Genomic DNA, 16,537 nt, shown 5'->3' with positions numbered 1-16,537 from the left:
GCGAAACATCCCCGACACGGCTCAATGTGGGAGTCCTTAAGCCAGGTGTATTCGAATTCCGTGGGACAGGTCTTCTCCAGGTGTTCACGGAACTCTTCGCACGCACGATACGTGTTTCCTTTCCGCGGGCTTCCCATGATTACAACGATCTTCATGATTTTTTCCTCCGGGCATAAATGCCGGACAAGTAAACAATTATTTACTTATCTCACACATGATCTCAAAAAGTTAACGTTTGTTTACTTTTAAGGGGTGCGGGTAATCACTGCCGAATCCGGGATGCTTCTCTATAATCACGGAACAAAAAGTTTCTCGAAGAATTCGATATGCGGCCAGAGCTCCTCTTCCATCGCCCGGACATCCGGGGTCTTCCCGTAATCGATAATAAAATTCCGGAAGAGCCATGTGAACCGGAACGAGTTGAATACCTCTGCCAGCACACGCGGGTCGCAGGACCGGATTTTGTTGTCGTCGATCTGTTTTTGGAAAAGTGCCTCCGTGTAGTCGTCGGCTCTTTCTACATATTCTCTCTTCATATAATCGCGAATATTCCCGTTGTGGGGCATCTCCATGAACAGGATTCGTATGATCTTAACAAGAACGGGTTCGGATATAATATACCGGGGCAGGCCTTCGAGCAGATCGCGGAATATCGAGCTTTCTGCATTTCCTGAATCCGGGAGAGGCGGCAGGGGGGAGTAGACCCTGGCTTCCATGTACTCGAAGATTGCATCGAGGATGGATTCCTTGCCGGTATAGTGCCGGTAGACCGCACTCTCGGTAATTCCTGCCGCCCTTGCGATATCCCTTACAGTGGTCCTGTCGTAACCCTTTTCAGAAAAAAGATCGACTGCGGCATCGAATATCTTATCGCGGGTGGGTTTTTCCCCCGGCACTTTGGGCGGCCTTCCCGTCTTTCCTGCAGGGGATTTTTTAGTCACAGGCATTCCTTTCGTCCCTCCCGCTCTTTCTCCTGATCCCTGTTGCATTCGGGCAGACCTTCCTGCAGGTCCAGCACTTCTGGAGGACAAAACCCTTTTCGGTTTTGGAGTTCGAAAACGGCCTGCATGTCTTTTGATCCACCGTCTTTCCGTCGAGTGCCGAGAGCGGGCAGCTTCTCAGGCAGAGGTTGCATTTTTCCGGGCAGGCATCGTATGTTGCGACGGGATCGGGAGTCACCTCCTCTGCGAGCAGGAGGGCCCCGGTGTATATCATGTTCCCGAATCTGTCGTTTATGAGCAGGTTGTTCTTCCCGATCCGCCCGAGTCCTGCGAGATATCCGGCATGGCGGAGCGAAAGAACACCCATCCCGTGGCATCTTCCCTCGTCCCATGAGTCGAACGGGTCGTCGGAAGGGATCATGACGTTGTCGATGCCCATATCCTCCAGTGCGAGCGAGAGGTTCAGCCCGAGCCTGTCGGTCTCCTGCGTCAGGGTGTTGTTTACGGTAGTATAAGGTATGCAGCTCTCCGCTTCGAGAATGGTCTTCGGGATTCTCTTTGCATAGACGAGGACCGATTTTGTCCTGCTGAAAATATCGCGGGGATGGAAGCCTTTCGGTGCGTCGCGGAACCTTTCGACCGGGGCTATCCCGCAGAGGTCGGCTCCGAGATTTGCGTCTGCATCCATGATCTTTTCCCTGATTATATCTGTATTCATTTTTCTTTCAGCCTGTCTCTAAATTGTATTTAGCCCGGCTGTTCTTTATTGTAATTGTGTATTGTAATCGTATATGCCCGGATACCTTTTTCATGCTCCGCCTGAAATCTTTTCATATGTCAGCACCGGGTACCGGAGAGAGTGTAGAGGGAAAAGCGAGGGAGTTCTTCGCCGCCGATTTATTCGCGAGGGATATGGGAATGGAGCTCGTTTCCGTCTCGCCCGGAAAGGCGACCGTATCCATGAAGATCCGCGATTCACACAGGAACAGCCACGGGACGGTTCATGGCGGGGCGCTGTTTACTCTCGCGGATGTGGCATTCGCCCTTGCATCGAACTCACACGGGATCGATGCGTCGGCGATCAACGCCAATATTACATACATGACAGCCGCAAGAGATGGCGTTCTTATTGCGGAGGCGGAGGAGTTCGCACTCAACCATAAGCTTGCCTCGTATACGGTCACGATTACGGACGACGAAGAGAGGAAGATCGCGATCTTCCAGGGGATGGTCTACCGGAGAACGCCCCGGCCTGAAAAGATTTCATAATCCTGGATGAATCCCGAATTTCCGTATATATTTCTCCCTAAGCAAAACGAGGAAACCTTCGCCCGTGCGGTTGCGTGTGAAGTCGTCCAGCTGAGTAATGCATTGGAGTGGCTGGAGGAGCAGGGGCAGGCAGCCGGTCGGCTTCCAAGAAAAATGACTGTTTTTTTCCGGTTATTTGATATTAAATCCTTCATCAGCTTTGGATATGAGATCTAAGCGAAATTTAAATGACAATATTGATTTGTTGAAAGATCATCCTGTTTAATTAGGAGTTGGTATTATTCGCTTTAAATGTCTGGTAATGCTGGTTGCTGCATTTTTATTATTCGTAGTGTTCATCCCGGGTCCTGCCGGTGCGGGTGAGAATGATCTTGGGGCAGTTCTCGCACAGTTCGATGCCTATAACGATGAGGTCTTTGAAAAAAGCGGAGTTCCGGGGATGGCGGTTGCGGTTGTCAGGGATGACGAGGTAATCTATCTCCGCTGTTTCGGAGTTAAAAACATAACAACAGGCGAACCTGTTGCGCCCGATACGGTATTTCAGCTTGCATCGATCTCGAAGAGTTTTACATCCGCAACGATAGCGTCACTGGTCGGAGACGGTATACTTTCGTGGGACGACCGGGTTTCGGATATAAACCCGGACTTTCAGCTCGGCGGCGATCAGTGGATCTCCGGGCACGTGACCTTACGCGATCTTCTCTCGCACAGGACAGGACTTCCGGAATACGGTGCCGATGAACTGTTTTCATTGGGTTACAACCGCTCGGAGATAATAGAAAAACTCCAGTACATCAGACTTACGGGAGATTTCCGCTCGTCCTATGCCTATTCGAACATCGGAATCACGACGGCGGCTGATACGGCCGCAAAGAAGACAGGCACCGAATGGGAGGAGCTTATCAAAGAGCGGATATTCATTCCCGCAGGAATGGCAAATACAAGTGCAAGGTTTTCCGATTTTGAGAATGCGTCCGATCGTGTCGACACCTATCCTATGGTAAACGGAACGGCAACACCCGGTCCGCTTTTAAACGATGATGTAAACAGCCCGGCAGGAGGGGTGAGTTCGACCGTCAACGATATGATCAGGTATGCAATGCTCCAGCTGAACGAGGGAAGTATCGACGGGAAACAGGTGATCGACGCCGAAGCCCTTCGCGAGACGCACAAGCCGCAGAATATATTGAAGTCTGATAACACAGGCATCACGGCATATGGTCTCGGATGGGAGATTTATGCAGAAGACGGCAGAATCCGTGTTGAACACGGAGGCGACCTGGATACCGGGGTTTCGACGATTGTCACACTCTGGCCTGATGAAAATATGGGGCTTGTAGTCCTTACGAACGGGTTCCCCGACGGCTATTCCCTCAAAAAAGCGGTAAGCAGCGGATGGAGCGACCTGTATTTCAAGGGAGATATCCAGAAAGACTGGTATTCCGAGACGGATGCGGAACTAAAGGCGTTTTTGCAGGCAGGAATCCTGGCAGGCAGCTCATCGGAAGCACTCCCTTCCGCACCGGAGGATGCAGGGCCTTCCCGGTCGCTTTCGGATTACACGGGTTCATATTACCAGGACTACCTGGGCACAGTCACCATAACGGAAGATGATGAAGATGAAACAGCTCTTTTGGCATATGTAGGGCACCTGGCAACGCCTCTCGTTCTTTCCCACTATGACGGTGACATATTCGTCGATAGTGAAAGCGGAACAGGCGTTTATTTCACTGCCGGGTCCGGCGGAACGATTGATTGCGTGAACTTCACGATTTTTGATTATGGCTGGACGGACGGGATCTTTTCCCGCGTCTGATCTTTTTTTGGATAACCGGTTAGGAGTGCTCTAAAATTTCCTGTATACACTGCTCCGGTGCCCGATCTCGATTACATGTATGATCATCACATCGTCGAGAACGGACATAACAGCCCTGTAACGCCCGATACGAAGGGAGTAGAGCGGAGGGTTGTCGAATCCTTGAAGAGTTTTCAGGAAGGATGCGGGATCTTTTTCTCCAGCAAGATCTTCCAGTTCGGAGATGAATTTCAGGGAGATCTCACGTGGAATCTTATTCAGTGCATGCCGGGCGGAAGAGGAATATATCAGCCTGAATGCCATCAGGCATCCTTCTCTTTCTTTTTGTGAGCATATTCTTTATCGTTCTCTTCAGCAACGCCAAGGTCGGCGAGGATCTCTTCGTGCGTATAGTAGATCCCCTCGCGATATTCTTTGAGCGATTTCTCGATCGCCTGAAGGCTCTCTTCGCTCAGGGGTTCGTCATCGACCGTCGATTCGATGAGCCGGTTGATAACATCATCGAAGGATTCCCTCGGGTGTTTTTTGAGCCGTGAAAGACTGTCCCTGGTGTCGGATCGAATCCTGATTGAAGTGGACTGCATACATATGTATGCTCAGGTATGCATTATAGTATTTTGGATAGTGTCTCCTGTTTTGATCCGAAATTACGGAAGTTTCATGGTACAGGCAGTTCGGTTACATATTCGCGGTAATCCGCCGGGTAGAATATCAGTCCCGAAACTCTCAGGGGATCGTATGCCCGGATCTTTCCCTCTTTGCGTTCGAATACGACGAGGTACGAAGAATAACGGAGTCTCTTCATCTCCGGGTCGCCTGCAAGGGCTTCGATCTCCTTTTCTCCGACACCGTCCCGTTTTTTGTATGTCGATTCCCAGTACACTCCCCCGGTGACCGAATAGCGGCTGATTGTGTATTCGAGATCGTTCTCCGATACGATTATCCAGTGCAGGGGGTGAAAAGTCGGAATCTTCTCTTTTCCCCTGAACCTGCAGGCTATGAGACCTTTTTTTATAAACGAAAAGGCGATGATTCCTAAGAAGACGATCCCCCAGATGTATATATCCGCCGCTCCTGCAAATCCCAAAATGAGCAGGACGAGAAATACGACGCTTACAACCGTAAGGAAGAGGCTCGGGCCGGGAAAGATCCCGAGCGTATATTTCTTGTCCGAGAGCGGGAAGAAGAGAGGTATGCCGGGACAGGCAAGGTAGTCGAGAGTTATGTGCAGGAGTGCTCCGCCGACGATCATCCCGGCTCCGAGGATCCGGAATGTTGGTTCGGCGGGGAGTGACAATATTCCGGAGAGTTGCATGAGGCATATTGTCGAAAAAGCGACGATGGCTATAAGGATCGATCCTGCAATGCTGTGAGTGATCCCGCCGTGGGAAAAGATATACAGGCGGGGATCTCTGCCGGAGAAGCGGTGCATGAGGATATCCATGTCGGGGAGGATCGTCCCGACAACGCCGAAGCAGACGAGGAAAATATCCAGGTTTCCGCCGAGAAAGATCACGGAGAGGGCATGTGTCAGGATATCCATAGTGATCTTTCACCGGCTGATGTGATAAAAAATTGCGGTGATCCTGAACGATTCGGATCTTTTGACTGATTTTGTTTGCAACTTTGCAGCAGTTTGCAGCATATTTGCAGCAAGTTGCTGCAAAGTTAAAAAGATTAAATTGAGCTTATTTCTTATTTATTGTACATATAATTAAATATTTTATTATTATCATTGTAGTTTGCGGAAGATTTCAGGCACACACAAAGCACTTCTTTTACCAATCCCTCTTTTTCATGCTGTGTGCTTTTTTCGTTTTGCTGCAAACATAATTCTCAAATCGTTTTTTGTTGCGGAAAAATGGAACGGGCTTTGTAATGTGATTGTTTTGTTTGCAGCATGATTCCGCAAACTGCTGCAAACTGCTGCAAACTCCGCAAAGATGATCTTTTTCGAAGAGGTCGTTTGAGTTTTTTTCCGGCGTTGTTACGACAAAAGAGAGACCCGGTTCGATTTGGATTTTCTTAGCTATTTTCATTTTCTGATTATCCCGCTCATTTTCTTCCCGAAGGATTTCCTGGAAGATGTTTCATTGCGGTTTGATCCGGGATTATTTATAGAGATGTCCGTTTTAGGGGGTATGTGTTTTTTCCTGCGATTGGATTTTTATAGTTTTATTGTCTGTAATAAGTTTTCAGGCAACGGTGGTCTCCGCTCCGATTATGTTGAATAGGTCGTTTTTGAGGTATTCGCTGACATAATAGTGAACCCTGTTTCCCTTTTTTTCTTTCCTGATGATATTGTCCCCGATAAGCCCCGCGATGTACCAGCTTATCGAAGGTGCGGAGATGTGTATCCTTTCGCTGAGCTCCTTTCGTGTAATTCCGGGATTTTCATGGATTATTTCTATTATTCTTTTCTCCGTCGGATTTTTGGAATGGATGTAAAGCAGTTTTTCTTCGGATGAATAGGAGTCGGAATTTTTGAAATATCCTTTCCCTCTCGAAGTCCGCCTGAATACGATCATATTGTGGCCCAGGAGTTTCTTCACGTGGTATTCGGCATTCTTGTTGGTAAGATCTGTCTTTTTCTCAATTTCACAAAGCTGTATGCCGGGATTCTGAAGAATTGTCTCGTATACCTTTCTCCGTGATTCGTTGTCCAGGAGATTCGTCTTTTTTAACCTGGACAGCCCGGGAATAAGTGCAATCTTCCCTGATAAAAACAGTTTCAGGGGTTGGATCATGAATGCGGCAATTCCTATTCCGAGAAGGATGAGAATGATCATCAGGGGAAGATCCCAAAATCCTATCTGCTCAGGTCCGGGTCCTTCAAGGAAGTCGTAATCCCCCGAGAGTTCTCCAAAATAAATCGAGGTATAATCAGGTGAAATGCCGTATGCCGGTTCGACGACATACCCGCCGGTTTCAATCGCGGATACTCCGGTCGTAAAGCCGGAGAATATTATAAGTAATACCCCCGTGAAAAACCACAAAGCGACTTTTTCATTCCGGCTGTTTTTCATATCTCACACCTCAATACATCAGGAAGATGAACGGCTGCTCTTCTTCTGTTTTTTCTGCCTCGATAACCGCATACCACTCCCCGCTTTCTATTCCCTGCGGTCTTGAAATCCTGAAGAAGATCCTGCCGTTGGCGAGCCCGTCGGAATCGTCGTAATACGGTCCCATCATTCCGTCGGGTGCAAATATTGTCAGTTTCAGTTCGCTTTCGGGATTGATCCAGTTGAGATCGCAGGTGAAGTTTTCAACTCCTCCGGGCATTTGTTTATAGAACGGGATCGATTCGCCTTCTTCGATCTCCCTTTTCATGTACCCGAGGACGACGTATCCTTCGCCCCCTATCAACGCCGATTCAAGTCCGTACTTCTTTTTCTCCGTTTCATTCAATGCTCCGAGATTCACCGGTCCGTTTTCGTCCCACAGGTTTGCGCCGTAAGAAAGTTCCGGGTGTTCATCTCCCCAGTACTTTTGCATGTTGTAGTATTCTTCGAACTTATCTTCGCCCATCTCCCCTCTCAGGGCTTCGAGGTATCCGGGGTCTACGGCTTCGAGATATTCGCCGTTCGTGATATTTTTCCCGTAGAGTTCGTTTATAGGATCGATTATGTCGTTCTCTTCTCCTGTCAGGTTTTCCGCGACTGTTGCATGTGATATGAGCAGGGCTGAGACAAGAACAATGAAAAGGCATTTTATTGCAGTTTTTCTTCTTTCAAACATCTCTTGCCCGCCCTTTGAAGTTTATTTTTGCTTAAATCCTGTGGTATTTTTTTTCCGGTGAAACGGTGTGATATGGTAGATCACCGGCAATCCTTGTATCCTGTATAATGAAAGAATTGTATTATGCGGGTAATATATAGGTATTATTCCGAAACCGTCTACACGGTGATTTCGGTCGTTTTGTTCCCGCAGTTCTTGAAAAAAGAGGCGAATTTTTACATGAAAATCACGCTGTGATTTACATGAAACAGTCCATGAAACCTTTGTTTCATAAACGCTTTTGTCTCTCAGGCGATCCTGAAGAATCCTGTGAGGGCTTCGATCATTCCCGCCGGGATACTAAGCGGTGAGTTCCCGTACAAACCTGCTGCTGCAATGGCCGAGAGGAAATTTTCCCCGCTTACGTCCCCGTAACTTTCAAGCCTAGCTTTTGCTCCCTCGATGTCGTTGTCATAACCGAGAATGATGTACCCGCTGTCGTCGACGATTACCCCATCCAGTCCCAATTCCTCTTTCTCCTCCGGACTTATCTCGTTGAGGTTCACCGGTCCGTTTTCATCCCATACGTTAGCACCGTACGGAAGTTCGGGGTAGTCGTCTCCCCAGTATTTTTCCATGTTCGAAAAGTTTTCGAATTCTCCAAGGGTCAGGTTTTGTTTCAGCATCGCGTACTCTTCGGGGTATACGAGCGCCCAGAATTCTCCTTCGGTCATTTCCTGTCCGTAGATCTGCTTAATGATCTCAAGCTGGCTTTCATTTGCGTGTGCGGATATGGAATATGCACCTGCCACTCCAGACACCGCCCAGATTAGCAGCAGAAGAGATACTGCTGCTGTTATTTTCCGTCCGTTTATTTTCATGGCTATCATCTCCTTTTTTTTATCTGGATGTCAGTTGCCTGCATGGACTATGCTGGCAATCTACAGCCAATGATTGGATTAAAGCTTAAATATGCATTATTCCGAAAGTATCTACACAGAACGGTGTTTTCGCCCTGATTATACAAATATTTATTGAGGAGCAGAAGAATAGGGGAGTCTTTCAGACCCCCTTTTTTTTGGATTTGGTTTGAACGAGGCGTTGTACAGTCAAAGTTTAACTACCATGCCAGGTTCTCATCAATGTACTTTAACTAAACGGCCACTGTCTTGCCGGCGACCAGGTGTAACCAGAGAGACTGGGATTGGTCGATGTTCCGATAACTTTAGATTGGTACACTACACCTGTTCTTGGACTTGCATGGGCGGAACCTACAGTAACAGTACTACTTCCAGTTCCATAATTTACAACATATGCAACTCTTGAGTCATCTCCATACAATTCAATAGTTACAGTTAGTGATGTGGAAGCTGTTCCTCCTGAAACTCTCCCTGTGCCACTATAGGTAATTGAGGAACCGCTTCTCCCAAGGTCATTGGCATATAATACAAGCGCACTCTTACTGTCCAGTAGTGTGTATAATTTGTCTACAAGATAACTTGCTTCAGAATTTGATCCCTGTATGATATATCCACTATTATCTGTTTTCAGGTTTTCAAGGCCATAACTGCTTTTTTGTTCTTCCGTGAGGGATGCAAGGGAGACCGGGCCGTTCTTGTCCCATACGTTAGCTCCGTAGGGTAACTCCTGGTAGTCATCTCCCCAATATTTCTCTGTGCTGCAGAATTCCTTGAACTCTTCATCTGAGAGATTCTTTTTCATTAATGCATATTCTTCTGGAAATACCATTTCCCAGAATTCTCCCTGTGTCATATCCTGCCCGTAGATCTCATTTATGATCTCAAGCTGTTTTTCGTCTGCTTGTGCCGATATGGAGTATGCACTTGCAACTCCTGATACGGCAACCATCAAAAGAATGAGGCAGGCAGCTATTGAAAATTTTATTGCTTTTGAATTCATTTTTATCATCTGTTTTAGATTTTGCCGAATAGATCTGAATTCCGTAATATTGATCAATTATTCCCAACAATTTTTAGCAGTCCTGTTTTCTGATTCATATCTTCGGCCCTGGTGTGAATCACACCTGCGATCGGTATATCTTCTTATTTTCCTGAAAATCAGGTTTGGGAAGTATCAATTTGTTGAAATTTTTATTTCAGATGCAGTGTTGGACATGTGGTTCACAAGATCGCGGTAAGATATAATTTAAAATAAATATTATTCCGAAAGTATCTACATTGTTTTAACAAAAAATTTTATTTGTAGGTACTTTCGGAATAAACGCTATATAATGAGAAAAATTATCTATTCAGTAGATGATTTGGTCTGAGATTTCCGATGATGTGGATGCGGTAAGCAGGTGTTGCCGCACTCTCAGAGCATTTATTTTTTTAATAGTAGTAATCTTTTTTTTCATTGTGATTCCCGCCGGCGCGGAGGAATTTCCGGTAATTGAAACAGGATACACGTATGTCGACGGAGATACGTGTGATGTTTTCTCCTATCCTGCGACTGACAAATTTTCTCATATGGGTTTGAGCGGAGGAATGGTTGCTTACAGTAAAGACAAAGATCCTCTCATTTACATCTGGGACAGCGGGACGGGCGAGACAAAGACTTTCGACACCACTGAGGTTGCTGTAAAAAAGGATGACTGGTTTTCGTTCTGGATGGAGATTAAGTGTCTCGATATCTCCGACGGTGTCGTCTATTACTCTCTTTCGACGCATAGGACGACTCCCACAGGTACAAGTGCTTCTACGGAAGGATTGTTCAGTTTTGACGGGGAGAACAACGAGAAGATATTCGATCATCTTGTGGTCAACCTGTGCGCAGATAATGATCTTGTTCTGATAGAGGATTTCTCCTGGTATGATTGGGAAGAATTTACAAACCTGAACCGGTTGCGGATATATTCCCACGATACCGGGGAGATGATCACCATAGATGATTGTGGGGAAACCAATGATCATATCGGGTTAGGGGACGGTAATGCTGCGGTGGCAATAATTGTACTTTCCAGCGAATCCGGTGTAAGAATCCCGGAAGACGGGGTGACGGTCTTCAGGCTTCCCCCGGATTTTAGTGAAGGATCTGTGGAGACGGTTACAATTCCGTCGTCGACCGGTTATTCGTATAGGGAAGGGAGCATGATAGTCAGCCGGGACTGCTTTTCAGGTGACATACTAATCTGGTCGAAAGAGGTATCTGCCAATGCCAATGGTTCAGGTGAAGATGGCTGGAATATACTTTATGCAACCGACCTGAACACCCTGGAAGACATTGTTATTGACAGAATAGAAGAGCCGATTGAGGAGATAAATGAGCCGATGGATAACTTTGACCTGTTCGGTTTTTATTCATATGCCGTCGACGGTGACGATCTCATTTACAGGAAAGATGACCGGATCTTCCTCTATCATATCCCGGACGGGGAGAAGAAAGAGATCCGAATCACAGGAAACGACGAATTCGAAGTCGGCGATATCATAGAGTTCGATGAGGGCCAGCTTCTTGTGAGGGCGTACCCGAAGGATTATCCGGGATACGATCCGAACGAGTACGAGATCTGGTTTATCGACCTGAACCCGGTTATTAACCCGGATGAAGCGGGTGAGACCGGGATTGCCACGACTGGTAGTACTGAACCGGGGAAGACTGAGGCTCCGCTCTCTCCCGTCGTTTCAGTATTTTCATTGCTTACAGCGGCTGTCGTTTTCGCAGGTTTGCGGGGAAAAAGATAGAATGAGGCACCGCACTTTCAGAATCTCAATGCTCTCAATAGCAGTCATCTTTTTTCTTCTTGCAATTCCTGTATGTGCGGGGGAATTTCCGGTAATCGAAACCGGTTACACGTATGTTGACGGAGACGATGATGTACATTTTCCTTATATCCCGTCAGATGACAAAACATCACATGCCGGACTCAGCAACGGAGAGATTGCGTACAGCAAAAACGGTGACCCGCTCGTGTACATCTGGGACAGCGGGACGGGCGAGACGAAGACCTTTGATACCACGGAACTTGCCGAAAAAAAGGACAACTGGATATCGTTCTGGATGGATATCAGGTCTCTTGATCTCTCCAATGGCGTCGTCTATTATTCTCTTGCAATACACACTACGACTCCTACAGGGACGTCGGCATCCAGCCGGGGTTTGTTCTCTTTTGACGGAATAAGTAACGAACAGGTGTCCGAACGTCTTTACACAGGTGCACTGCTGGCCGACAATGATCTTGTTGCCGCAAAGGACTACTCGGATTTTGACGACGAGCCGTTTACCGAAGTTATGAGTATACACATGTATTCGCATGACACAGGGGAATTGGTACTGATCGACAACCGGACAGAGATGGACGATCCGATGGGATTCGGGGAGTATAAGGTTGCGACTCTTTCCGAAGGTATCAGTATCCCCACCCCGGTACCGGGTGATCGCGTAAGGAGCGAGGGTATCGCTGTCTTCGATCTTGAACCGGTCCTTTCAGGCGGAGAGGCCGGGCGGATCGAGGTTCCTGGCACAACGGATATTTCCTCAAATGAAAGAGTGAATCTCGACCAGGACTGTTTTTCAGACAGGTTTTTCGTCTGGACGAAGGGTAAAAAAACCACCGAAGGGGGCATCGATCATTTCGGGAGCATTCTTTATGCAACCGATCTGACCACGCTTGAAAATACTGCAATAGATGCAAACGGGAACATGGATTTCGGGCTTTACGCCTATGCGGTCGACGGGGATTATCTTGTCTATAAAAACGAGGGAAAGATCTTCCTGTATCACATCCCGGACGGTGAAAAGAAAGAGATCCGGATCACCGGAAACGACGAGTTCGAGGTCGGTGATATCGTCGAGTTCGACGAAGGCCAGCTTCTTGTGAGGGCATACCCGAAGGATTACCCTGGATATGATCCGAGCGAGTACGAGATCTGGTTTGTGGATTTGAATCCGTTTATTAATCCGGCGGAGGGAAACGAAAGCGGCGATAACTTACCGGCTGCTTCCGCTTCGGAGACGAGGGAGACTCCCGTTCTTTTCGTCGTTCCCGGCCTTGCGGTGTTGATCGTCTTTGCTCTTTTTGCCTTTTCTTTTTGGAGGAGGGGGTGAGGAGCGGGATCTGTTTTTTTTGTTTGCGTCTTTGCACCATGTTTGCATCGTATTTGCACATGATTATACAAATTAAAAAAACCAGGATTAGACGATATTTCTCTAATTATTGTACATATCCTAAAGCATTTTATTATTATAATTCTAATTTGCACCAATATTCAGTGCCACAGTAAGAATTCTTTGCATCTTTCTCTTTGTGTGTGTGCCCTAAGGCAAATTGTGCAAACCTGTTTTGAAAATTTCTGTAAGCCGATGAAAACTGAAATGCAGTGACAATCACGTTTGTCTGGGTTGCAACCGTCTGTTGCAAGTGGGTGCAAACGGGTGCAAATGTGCAAACTTTTTTTGGAATTTTTTGATCGTGAATGGGATCTCTGAAACTTTTTTAGCATTGCGGGTTGTAATAAAATTTGGAAAGAGTTTTTTTACTGCGAAGGATGGGTGTGATACTGAGCGGCGTTAGTTTGGTTGGACTTTAAATTGAGTGGACGAAAGGGGAGGAATATTATCAAAGTATTTCTGTGAAAAAAGTTTATTTTCTCTTATATTATTAAAACTTAAATTATGCTAACACCAACTTTACAAACCCCAAATCTTGAGACTAGGATTAAAAGCTCTAAAAAGCCAAATATTGTAGTCCTTGGAGCTGGTATTTCAAAGGAATTTGGTTATCCTTTAGCAAATGAATTGTTAAATGATATTTGTATTCACGGTGACCAAGATTCCCAAAGAATTATTGATTTGAATCGGTTTTGCTCATCATTTTATAATGATTTTAGTCCTGAGAGACTTAATTATCCAGATATTGAAGATTTTCTAGGAATGGTTGATGTAGCTGAACAGTATGCTGATATCAGATTCTCAAAAAATAGAGGTTATTATTGGAGATCTGGAAAGATTGAAGAAATCAAATTTGGGATAAAAAAATTAATTAGTGAGTATTTATGGTCTTTTCAAAAGAAAATTGAGGGAAGTGATCTTTCAAAAATTTCTAAAATGATTGATTATTTTGAATCTAATACAATTTACATCACTTTTAATTATGATTTGCTACTTGAGACTGCTTTAAGCAAGTTTAATTATGATTATACATATGGGATTTCAAATAATCCTGAAGTACTCTCAATATTAAAACCTCATGGTTCAATAAATTGGTTCTATAAAAATCGTTTTAAGAAGCATCAGCCTGCAGAGATAATAGATTATGGTAATGGGTTAATAATTGCGAATACTTTGAATTTTACTGATATTGAAAGGTGTAAAGGGATGGATCCAGTTATTATTTCTCCAACACCCAGTAAAAAGATTGAGGAACATGACATGAAAAAAATTTGGACAGGTTTTTCTTCTTCAGTTCATAATGCAAAATCACTATATATAATCGGTTATTCTCTCGCAAATGCCGATAGACTTACAAGGTTGGTTTTAAAGAGGGCAGGGCCTGGGCATAGTAATTGTAAAAATATTGTTGCAATACGGCGTACAGATCATGAAGAAGAATATAAAAAATATATCTCTCCGTATGCGAGACAGATAAAATCATCTTTTGGGAATTGGGCAGATGAAATTTAGGTATCTGATCTATCAAAATTCTAGTTTATTCTTTCTAAATTCCTAAAAAAAGAAGAAAACTAAGTACTGCTGAAATGTTTTTTTATGTGAAAAACTTACATGCTTGAATAAAAAATCTGTTATAATATAAAATGCTAGATTAATTATTTGAAGGTCTCTTGATGTATCTAAAAAATGTGAGGATCAAAAATTTTCGTTCTGTAGGCGAAGATGGATTAGAATTATCATTTACAACAAATTTAACTACATTATTAGGGGAGAACAATGTTGGAAAATCATCGATTTTTAAGGCAATATATCAAATTTTAGAATCGCGTAATTTAGTGTGGAATCCAGAGGAGTGGTTTTTTGAAGATAAAAAAAGAATAATCGAAATTCAACTTGATTGCATTTTAGATAATGATATAATTTCTGATTTCATTGAAGCAATGGGTCTTCCTATTACCGTTAATCAATATAAATCAATTTTTTCAAACGAAATTACTTATTGCGCATTTAATAAAACAGGAGTTATTGAATCTTATTTGAAAATTGGATTGTTTAAAATAGATAAAGGACAGTGTTGGTTAGGAAAAATTGTAAATGAAAATACACTCAGATTAAAAGCACCTTTATATCATTCTGTAAATTTTCAAGAATTCATTGTTTCGGTATTATCTAAAAATGAAAACTCTCCCTCGGATTATATTGAAGAATATCTTGATTTGTATTCACAGGGTAAACCTACGAAGTCTATACACGTTCATATAATACGATCAGATCTTTCTAATATTTTGATTGATATTTTAAAAAACCGATTTGTATTCATTAATGAATATAGGGAAAAACCTGATAAGAAGTTATCAAATTTCTTAGTTACTACTACAGGAAAAGAACTGTCTAGTATGTTATTTAATCTAAAAAATGGGAGAGATACACAAGAAAAATATTTGAGAATCCAAAAAAATTTTGAAAAACTTTTTCCTAATTTAAAACTTGATGTGTTCCGAAATATTGAAAAGAATGAAATTGAGCTCCTTTTTACCAAAGATGACCTTAAATCTACAACTTCATATGTCGGAGCAGGAGTTTTAGAATCTCTTCTATTAATTGCACATTTAGAGGCTTACAAAGATCATATATTTTTAATTGACCATCCTGAAACACATCTACATCCACACGCCCAGCGTCGTTTAAATAATATTATTGAAAGGAATGAAGATAATCAGATTTTAATTATTACACATAGTCCATATTTTACAAACTTTAATAAGAAATCTAGGGTCATTCGTCTTTCACAAGAAAATCAACAGACAGTTAAATATTGTTCTCAAGATAATTATTTTTCAGAAAAGGAATTTATTAAACTTGAACAATTTCTGGATTCAACCACGAAAGAACTATTTTTTGCCCGCAAGGTTATCTTAGTTGAAGGAGCGACAGAAATAGGGGCAATACCGATTTTTACTGATGACTTAAACTTTAATCTTGATGATAATGGAGTTAGTCTGATAAATGTAGACGGTTGCAATAATTTTCCAATATTTTCAAAACTTTGTGAGGCATTTAGTATACCCTATATCATGCTAGCTGATAGTGATGCTCAACATGTCATTGACAAGATAAAAAAAGAATTCCCGGATAGTAGAGCAATTGTTTTAGAAGATGATTTTGAAGGACTTTTACCTGATGAATTGAAGGAGGATTCAAAATTGAATTGTGGCAATAGCAAGCCGAGAATGGGAAAATATATTGCACAAAAAATGATTGAAAATAATATTGCAATTCCTAAAGAAATTGAAAAAATATTAGATAATTTATAAATGTATTGATTCCTCTGTTATTCATCTGAAAACAAAACAAAAACGACCTCATCCATCAGTAATCCATTCTTGAAGATAGCCTTCCGATGAACAGCCTCCCTCTCGAACCCGGCCTTCTCCAAAACCCTCATCGACCCGAAATTTCCCTCGTAAACTCCCGCCTGGAGCCTGACAATATCGAACCGTTCGAACGCAACCGGAACGACGGCCTTCACCGCCCCCGTCATGATTCCTCTTCCCCAGAAAGGCTCCGCCAGCCAGTAACCAATCTCTGCTGTCTTCCTGTAGACGTCCGAAAAGGGGTGGACTCCGATCCCTCCGCAGGCCTCTCCGTCGATCTCGACTGC

General features: G+C 44.1%; 18 protein-coding genes. 7 read left to right on the top strand and 11 right to left on the bottom strand.

The genetic code is table 11. From position 1 onward, the window contains the following. Positions 1-293: 293 nt before the first annotated feature. On the bottom strand, positions 294-947 hold the full coding sequence (locus tag METPAY_RS03510) for a TetR/AcrR family transcriptional regulator (protein WP_048149871.1): 654 nt from the start codon (positions 945-947) through the stop codon (positions 294-296). Next, entirely contained in the window at positions 934-1,659 is a 726-nt protein-coding gene (locus METPAY_RS03505) for an epoxyqueuosine reductase (RefSeq protein WP_048149211.1), read from the bottom strand. The genes METPAY_RS03510 and METPAY_RS03505 overlap by 14 nt, the downstream gene beginning before the upstream one ends. A 116-nt stretch (positions 1,660-1,775) precedes the next feature. Here METPAY_RS03505 and METPAY_RS03500 point away from each other — a divergent pair, with 116 nt between their 5' ends. The 3 genes from METPAY_RS03500 to METPAY_RS03490 all read left to right on the top strand — a co-directional run bounded on the left by METPAY_RS03500 (position 1,776) and on the right by METPAY_RS03490 (position 4,026). Further along, positions 1,776-2,210 (top strand): PaaI family thioesterase, encoded by a 435-nt coding sequence (locus METPAY_RS03500; protein ID WP_048149201.1) that lies wholly within the window; start codon positions 1,776-1,778, stop codon positions 2,208-2,210. A gap of 6 nt (positions 2,211-2,216) precedes the next feature. After that, positions 2,217-2,426: a hypothetical protein gene (locus METPAY_RS03495; protein ID WP_048149199.1), complete on the top strand. Its 210-nt coding sequence runs from the start codon at positions 2,217-2,219 to the stop codon at positions 2,424-2,426. Positions 2,427-2,511: 85 nt separating this feature from the next. Beyond that, the gene (locus tag METPAY_RS03490; protein ID WP_084600673.1) at positions 2,512-4,026 is read left to right on the top strand and encodes a serine hydrolase; all 1,515 of its coding nucleotides are present in this window, start codon (positions 2,512-2,514) and stop codon (positions 4,024-4,026) included. Between the two features lie 30 nt (positions 4,027-4,056). Here METPAY_RS03490 and METPAY_RS03485 read toward each other — a convergent pair whose 3' ends face one another. The 8 genes from METPAY_RS03485 to METPAY_RS03450 all read right to left on the bottom strand — a co-directional run bounded on the left by METPAY_RS03485 (position 4,057) and on the right by METPAY_RS03450 (position 9,675). Next, positions 4,057-4,329, bottom strand: coding sequence for a type II toxin-antitoxin system RelE family toxin (locus tag METPAY_RS03485; RefSeq protein ID WP_048149197.1), 273 nt, complete (start codon positions 4,327-4,329; stop codon positions 4,057-4,059). Further along, positions 4,329-4,610: a DUF7557 family protein gene (locus METPAY_RS03480; RefSeq protein WP_048149195.1), complete on the bottom strand. Its 282-nt coding sequence runs from the start codon at positions 4,608-4,610 to the stop codon at positions 4,329-4,331. Before METPAY_RS03480 ends, METPAY_RS03485 begins: the two co-directional genes overlap by 1 nt. A 74-nt stretch (positions 4,611-4,684) precedes the next feature. Continuing rightward, positions 4,685-5,569, bottom strand: coding sequence for a metal-dependent hydrolase (locus METPAY_RS03475; RefSeq protein ID WP_048149192.1), 885 nt, complete (start codon positions 5,567-5,569; stop codon positions 4,685-4,687). 235 nt (positions 5,570-5,804) lie between these two features. Further along, the gene (locus METPAY_RS03470) at positions 5,805-6,065 is read right to left on the bottom strand and encodes a hypothetical protein (RefSeq protein WP_048149190.1); all 261 of its coding nucleotides are present in this window, start codon (positions 6,063-6,065) and stop codon (positions 5,805-5,807) included. Between the two features lie 156 nt (positions 6,066-6,221). Beyond that, the gene (locus tag METPAY_RS03465; protein WP_048149188.1) at positions 6,222-7,052 is read right to left on the bottom strand and encodes a winged helix-turn-helix transcriptional regulator; all 831 of its coding nucleotides are present in this window, start codon (positions 7,050-7,052) and stop codon (positions 6,222-6,224) included. A gap of 10 nt (positions 7,053-7,062) precedes the next feature. Next, positions 7,063-7,767, bottom strand: coding sequence for a hypothetical protein (locus METPAY_RS03460; protein WP_048149186.1), 705 nt, complete (start codon positions 7,765-7,767; stop codon positions 7,063-7,065). Positions 7,768-8,054: 287 nt separating this feature from the next. Next, entirely contained in the window at positions 8,055-8,636 is a 582-nt protein-coding gene (locus METPAY_RS03455) for a hypothetical protein (protein ID WP_157198983.1), read from the bottom strand. 259 nt (positions 8,637-8,895) lie between these two features. Beyond that, positions 8,896-9,675, bottom strand: a complete 780-nt coding sequence (locus METPAY_RS03450; protein WP_245611513.1) for a hypothetical protein — start codon at positions 9,673-9,675, stop codon at positions 8,896-8,898. Positions 9,676-10,124: 449 nt separating this feature from the next. Here METPAY_RS03450 and METPAY_RS03445 point away from each other — a divergent pair, with 449 nt between their 5' ends. From METPAY_RS03445 to METPAY_RS03430, 4 genes are all read left to right on the top strand, one after another. After that, entirely contained in the window at positions 10,125-11,450 is a 1,326-nt protein-coding gene (locus METPAY_RS03445; RefSeq protein WP_245611512.1) for a hypothetical protein, read from the top strand. A 28-nt stretch (positions 11,451-11,478) separates the two neighbouring features. Beyond that, a complete protein-coding gene (locus METPAY_RS03440) occupies positions 11,479-12,813 on the top strand; it encodes a hypothetical protein (RefSeq protein ID WP_245611511.1) in 1,335 nt (444 codons plus the stop codon). A 567-nt stretch (positions 12,814-13,380) separates the two neighbouring features. Then, entirely contained in the window at positions 13,381-14,388 is a 1,008-nt protein-coding gene (locus METPAY_RS03435; RefSeq protein ID WP_048149181.1) for an SIR2 family protein, read from the top strand. Positions 14,389-14,549: 161 nt separating this feature from the next. After that, entirely contained in the window at positions 14,550-16,190 is a 1,641-nt protein-coding gene (locus tag METPAY_RS03430; RefSeq protein ID WP_048149179.1) for an ATP-dependent nuclease, read from the top strand. Positions 16,191-16,207: 17 nt separating this feature from the next. On the opposite strand, the gene METPAY_RS03425 is transcribed toward METPAY_RS03430, so the two are convergent. After that, positions 16,208-16,537 (bottom strand): GNAT family N-acetyltransferase (locus tag METPAY_RS03425; RefSeq protein WP_048149177.1); only part of this gene is annotated, 330 nt, incomplete at its 5' end.

This window comes from Methanolacinia paynteri (assembly GCF_000784355.1).
Lineage (GTDB): Archaea > Halobacteriota > Methanomicrobia > Methanomicrobiales > Methanomicrobiaceae > Methanolacinia > Methanolacinia paynteri.
The sequence above is the reverse complement of the archived record's forward strand: the minus strand, read 5'-3'. Positions and strand labels throughout refer to the sequence as shown.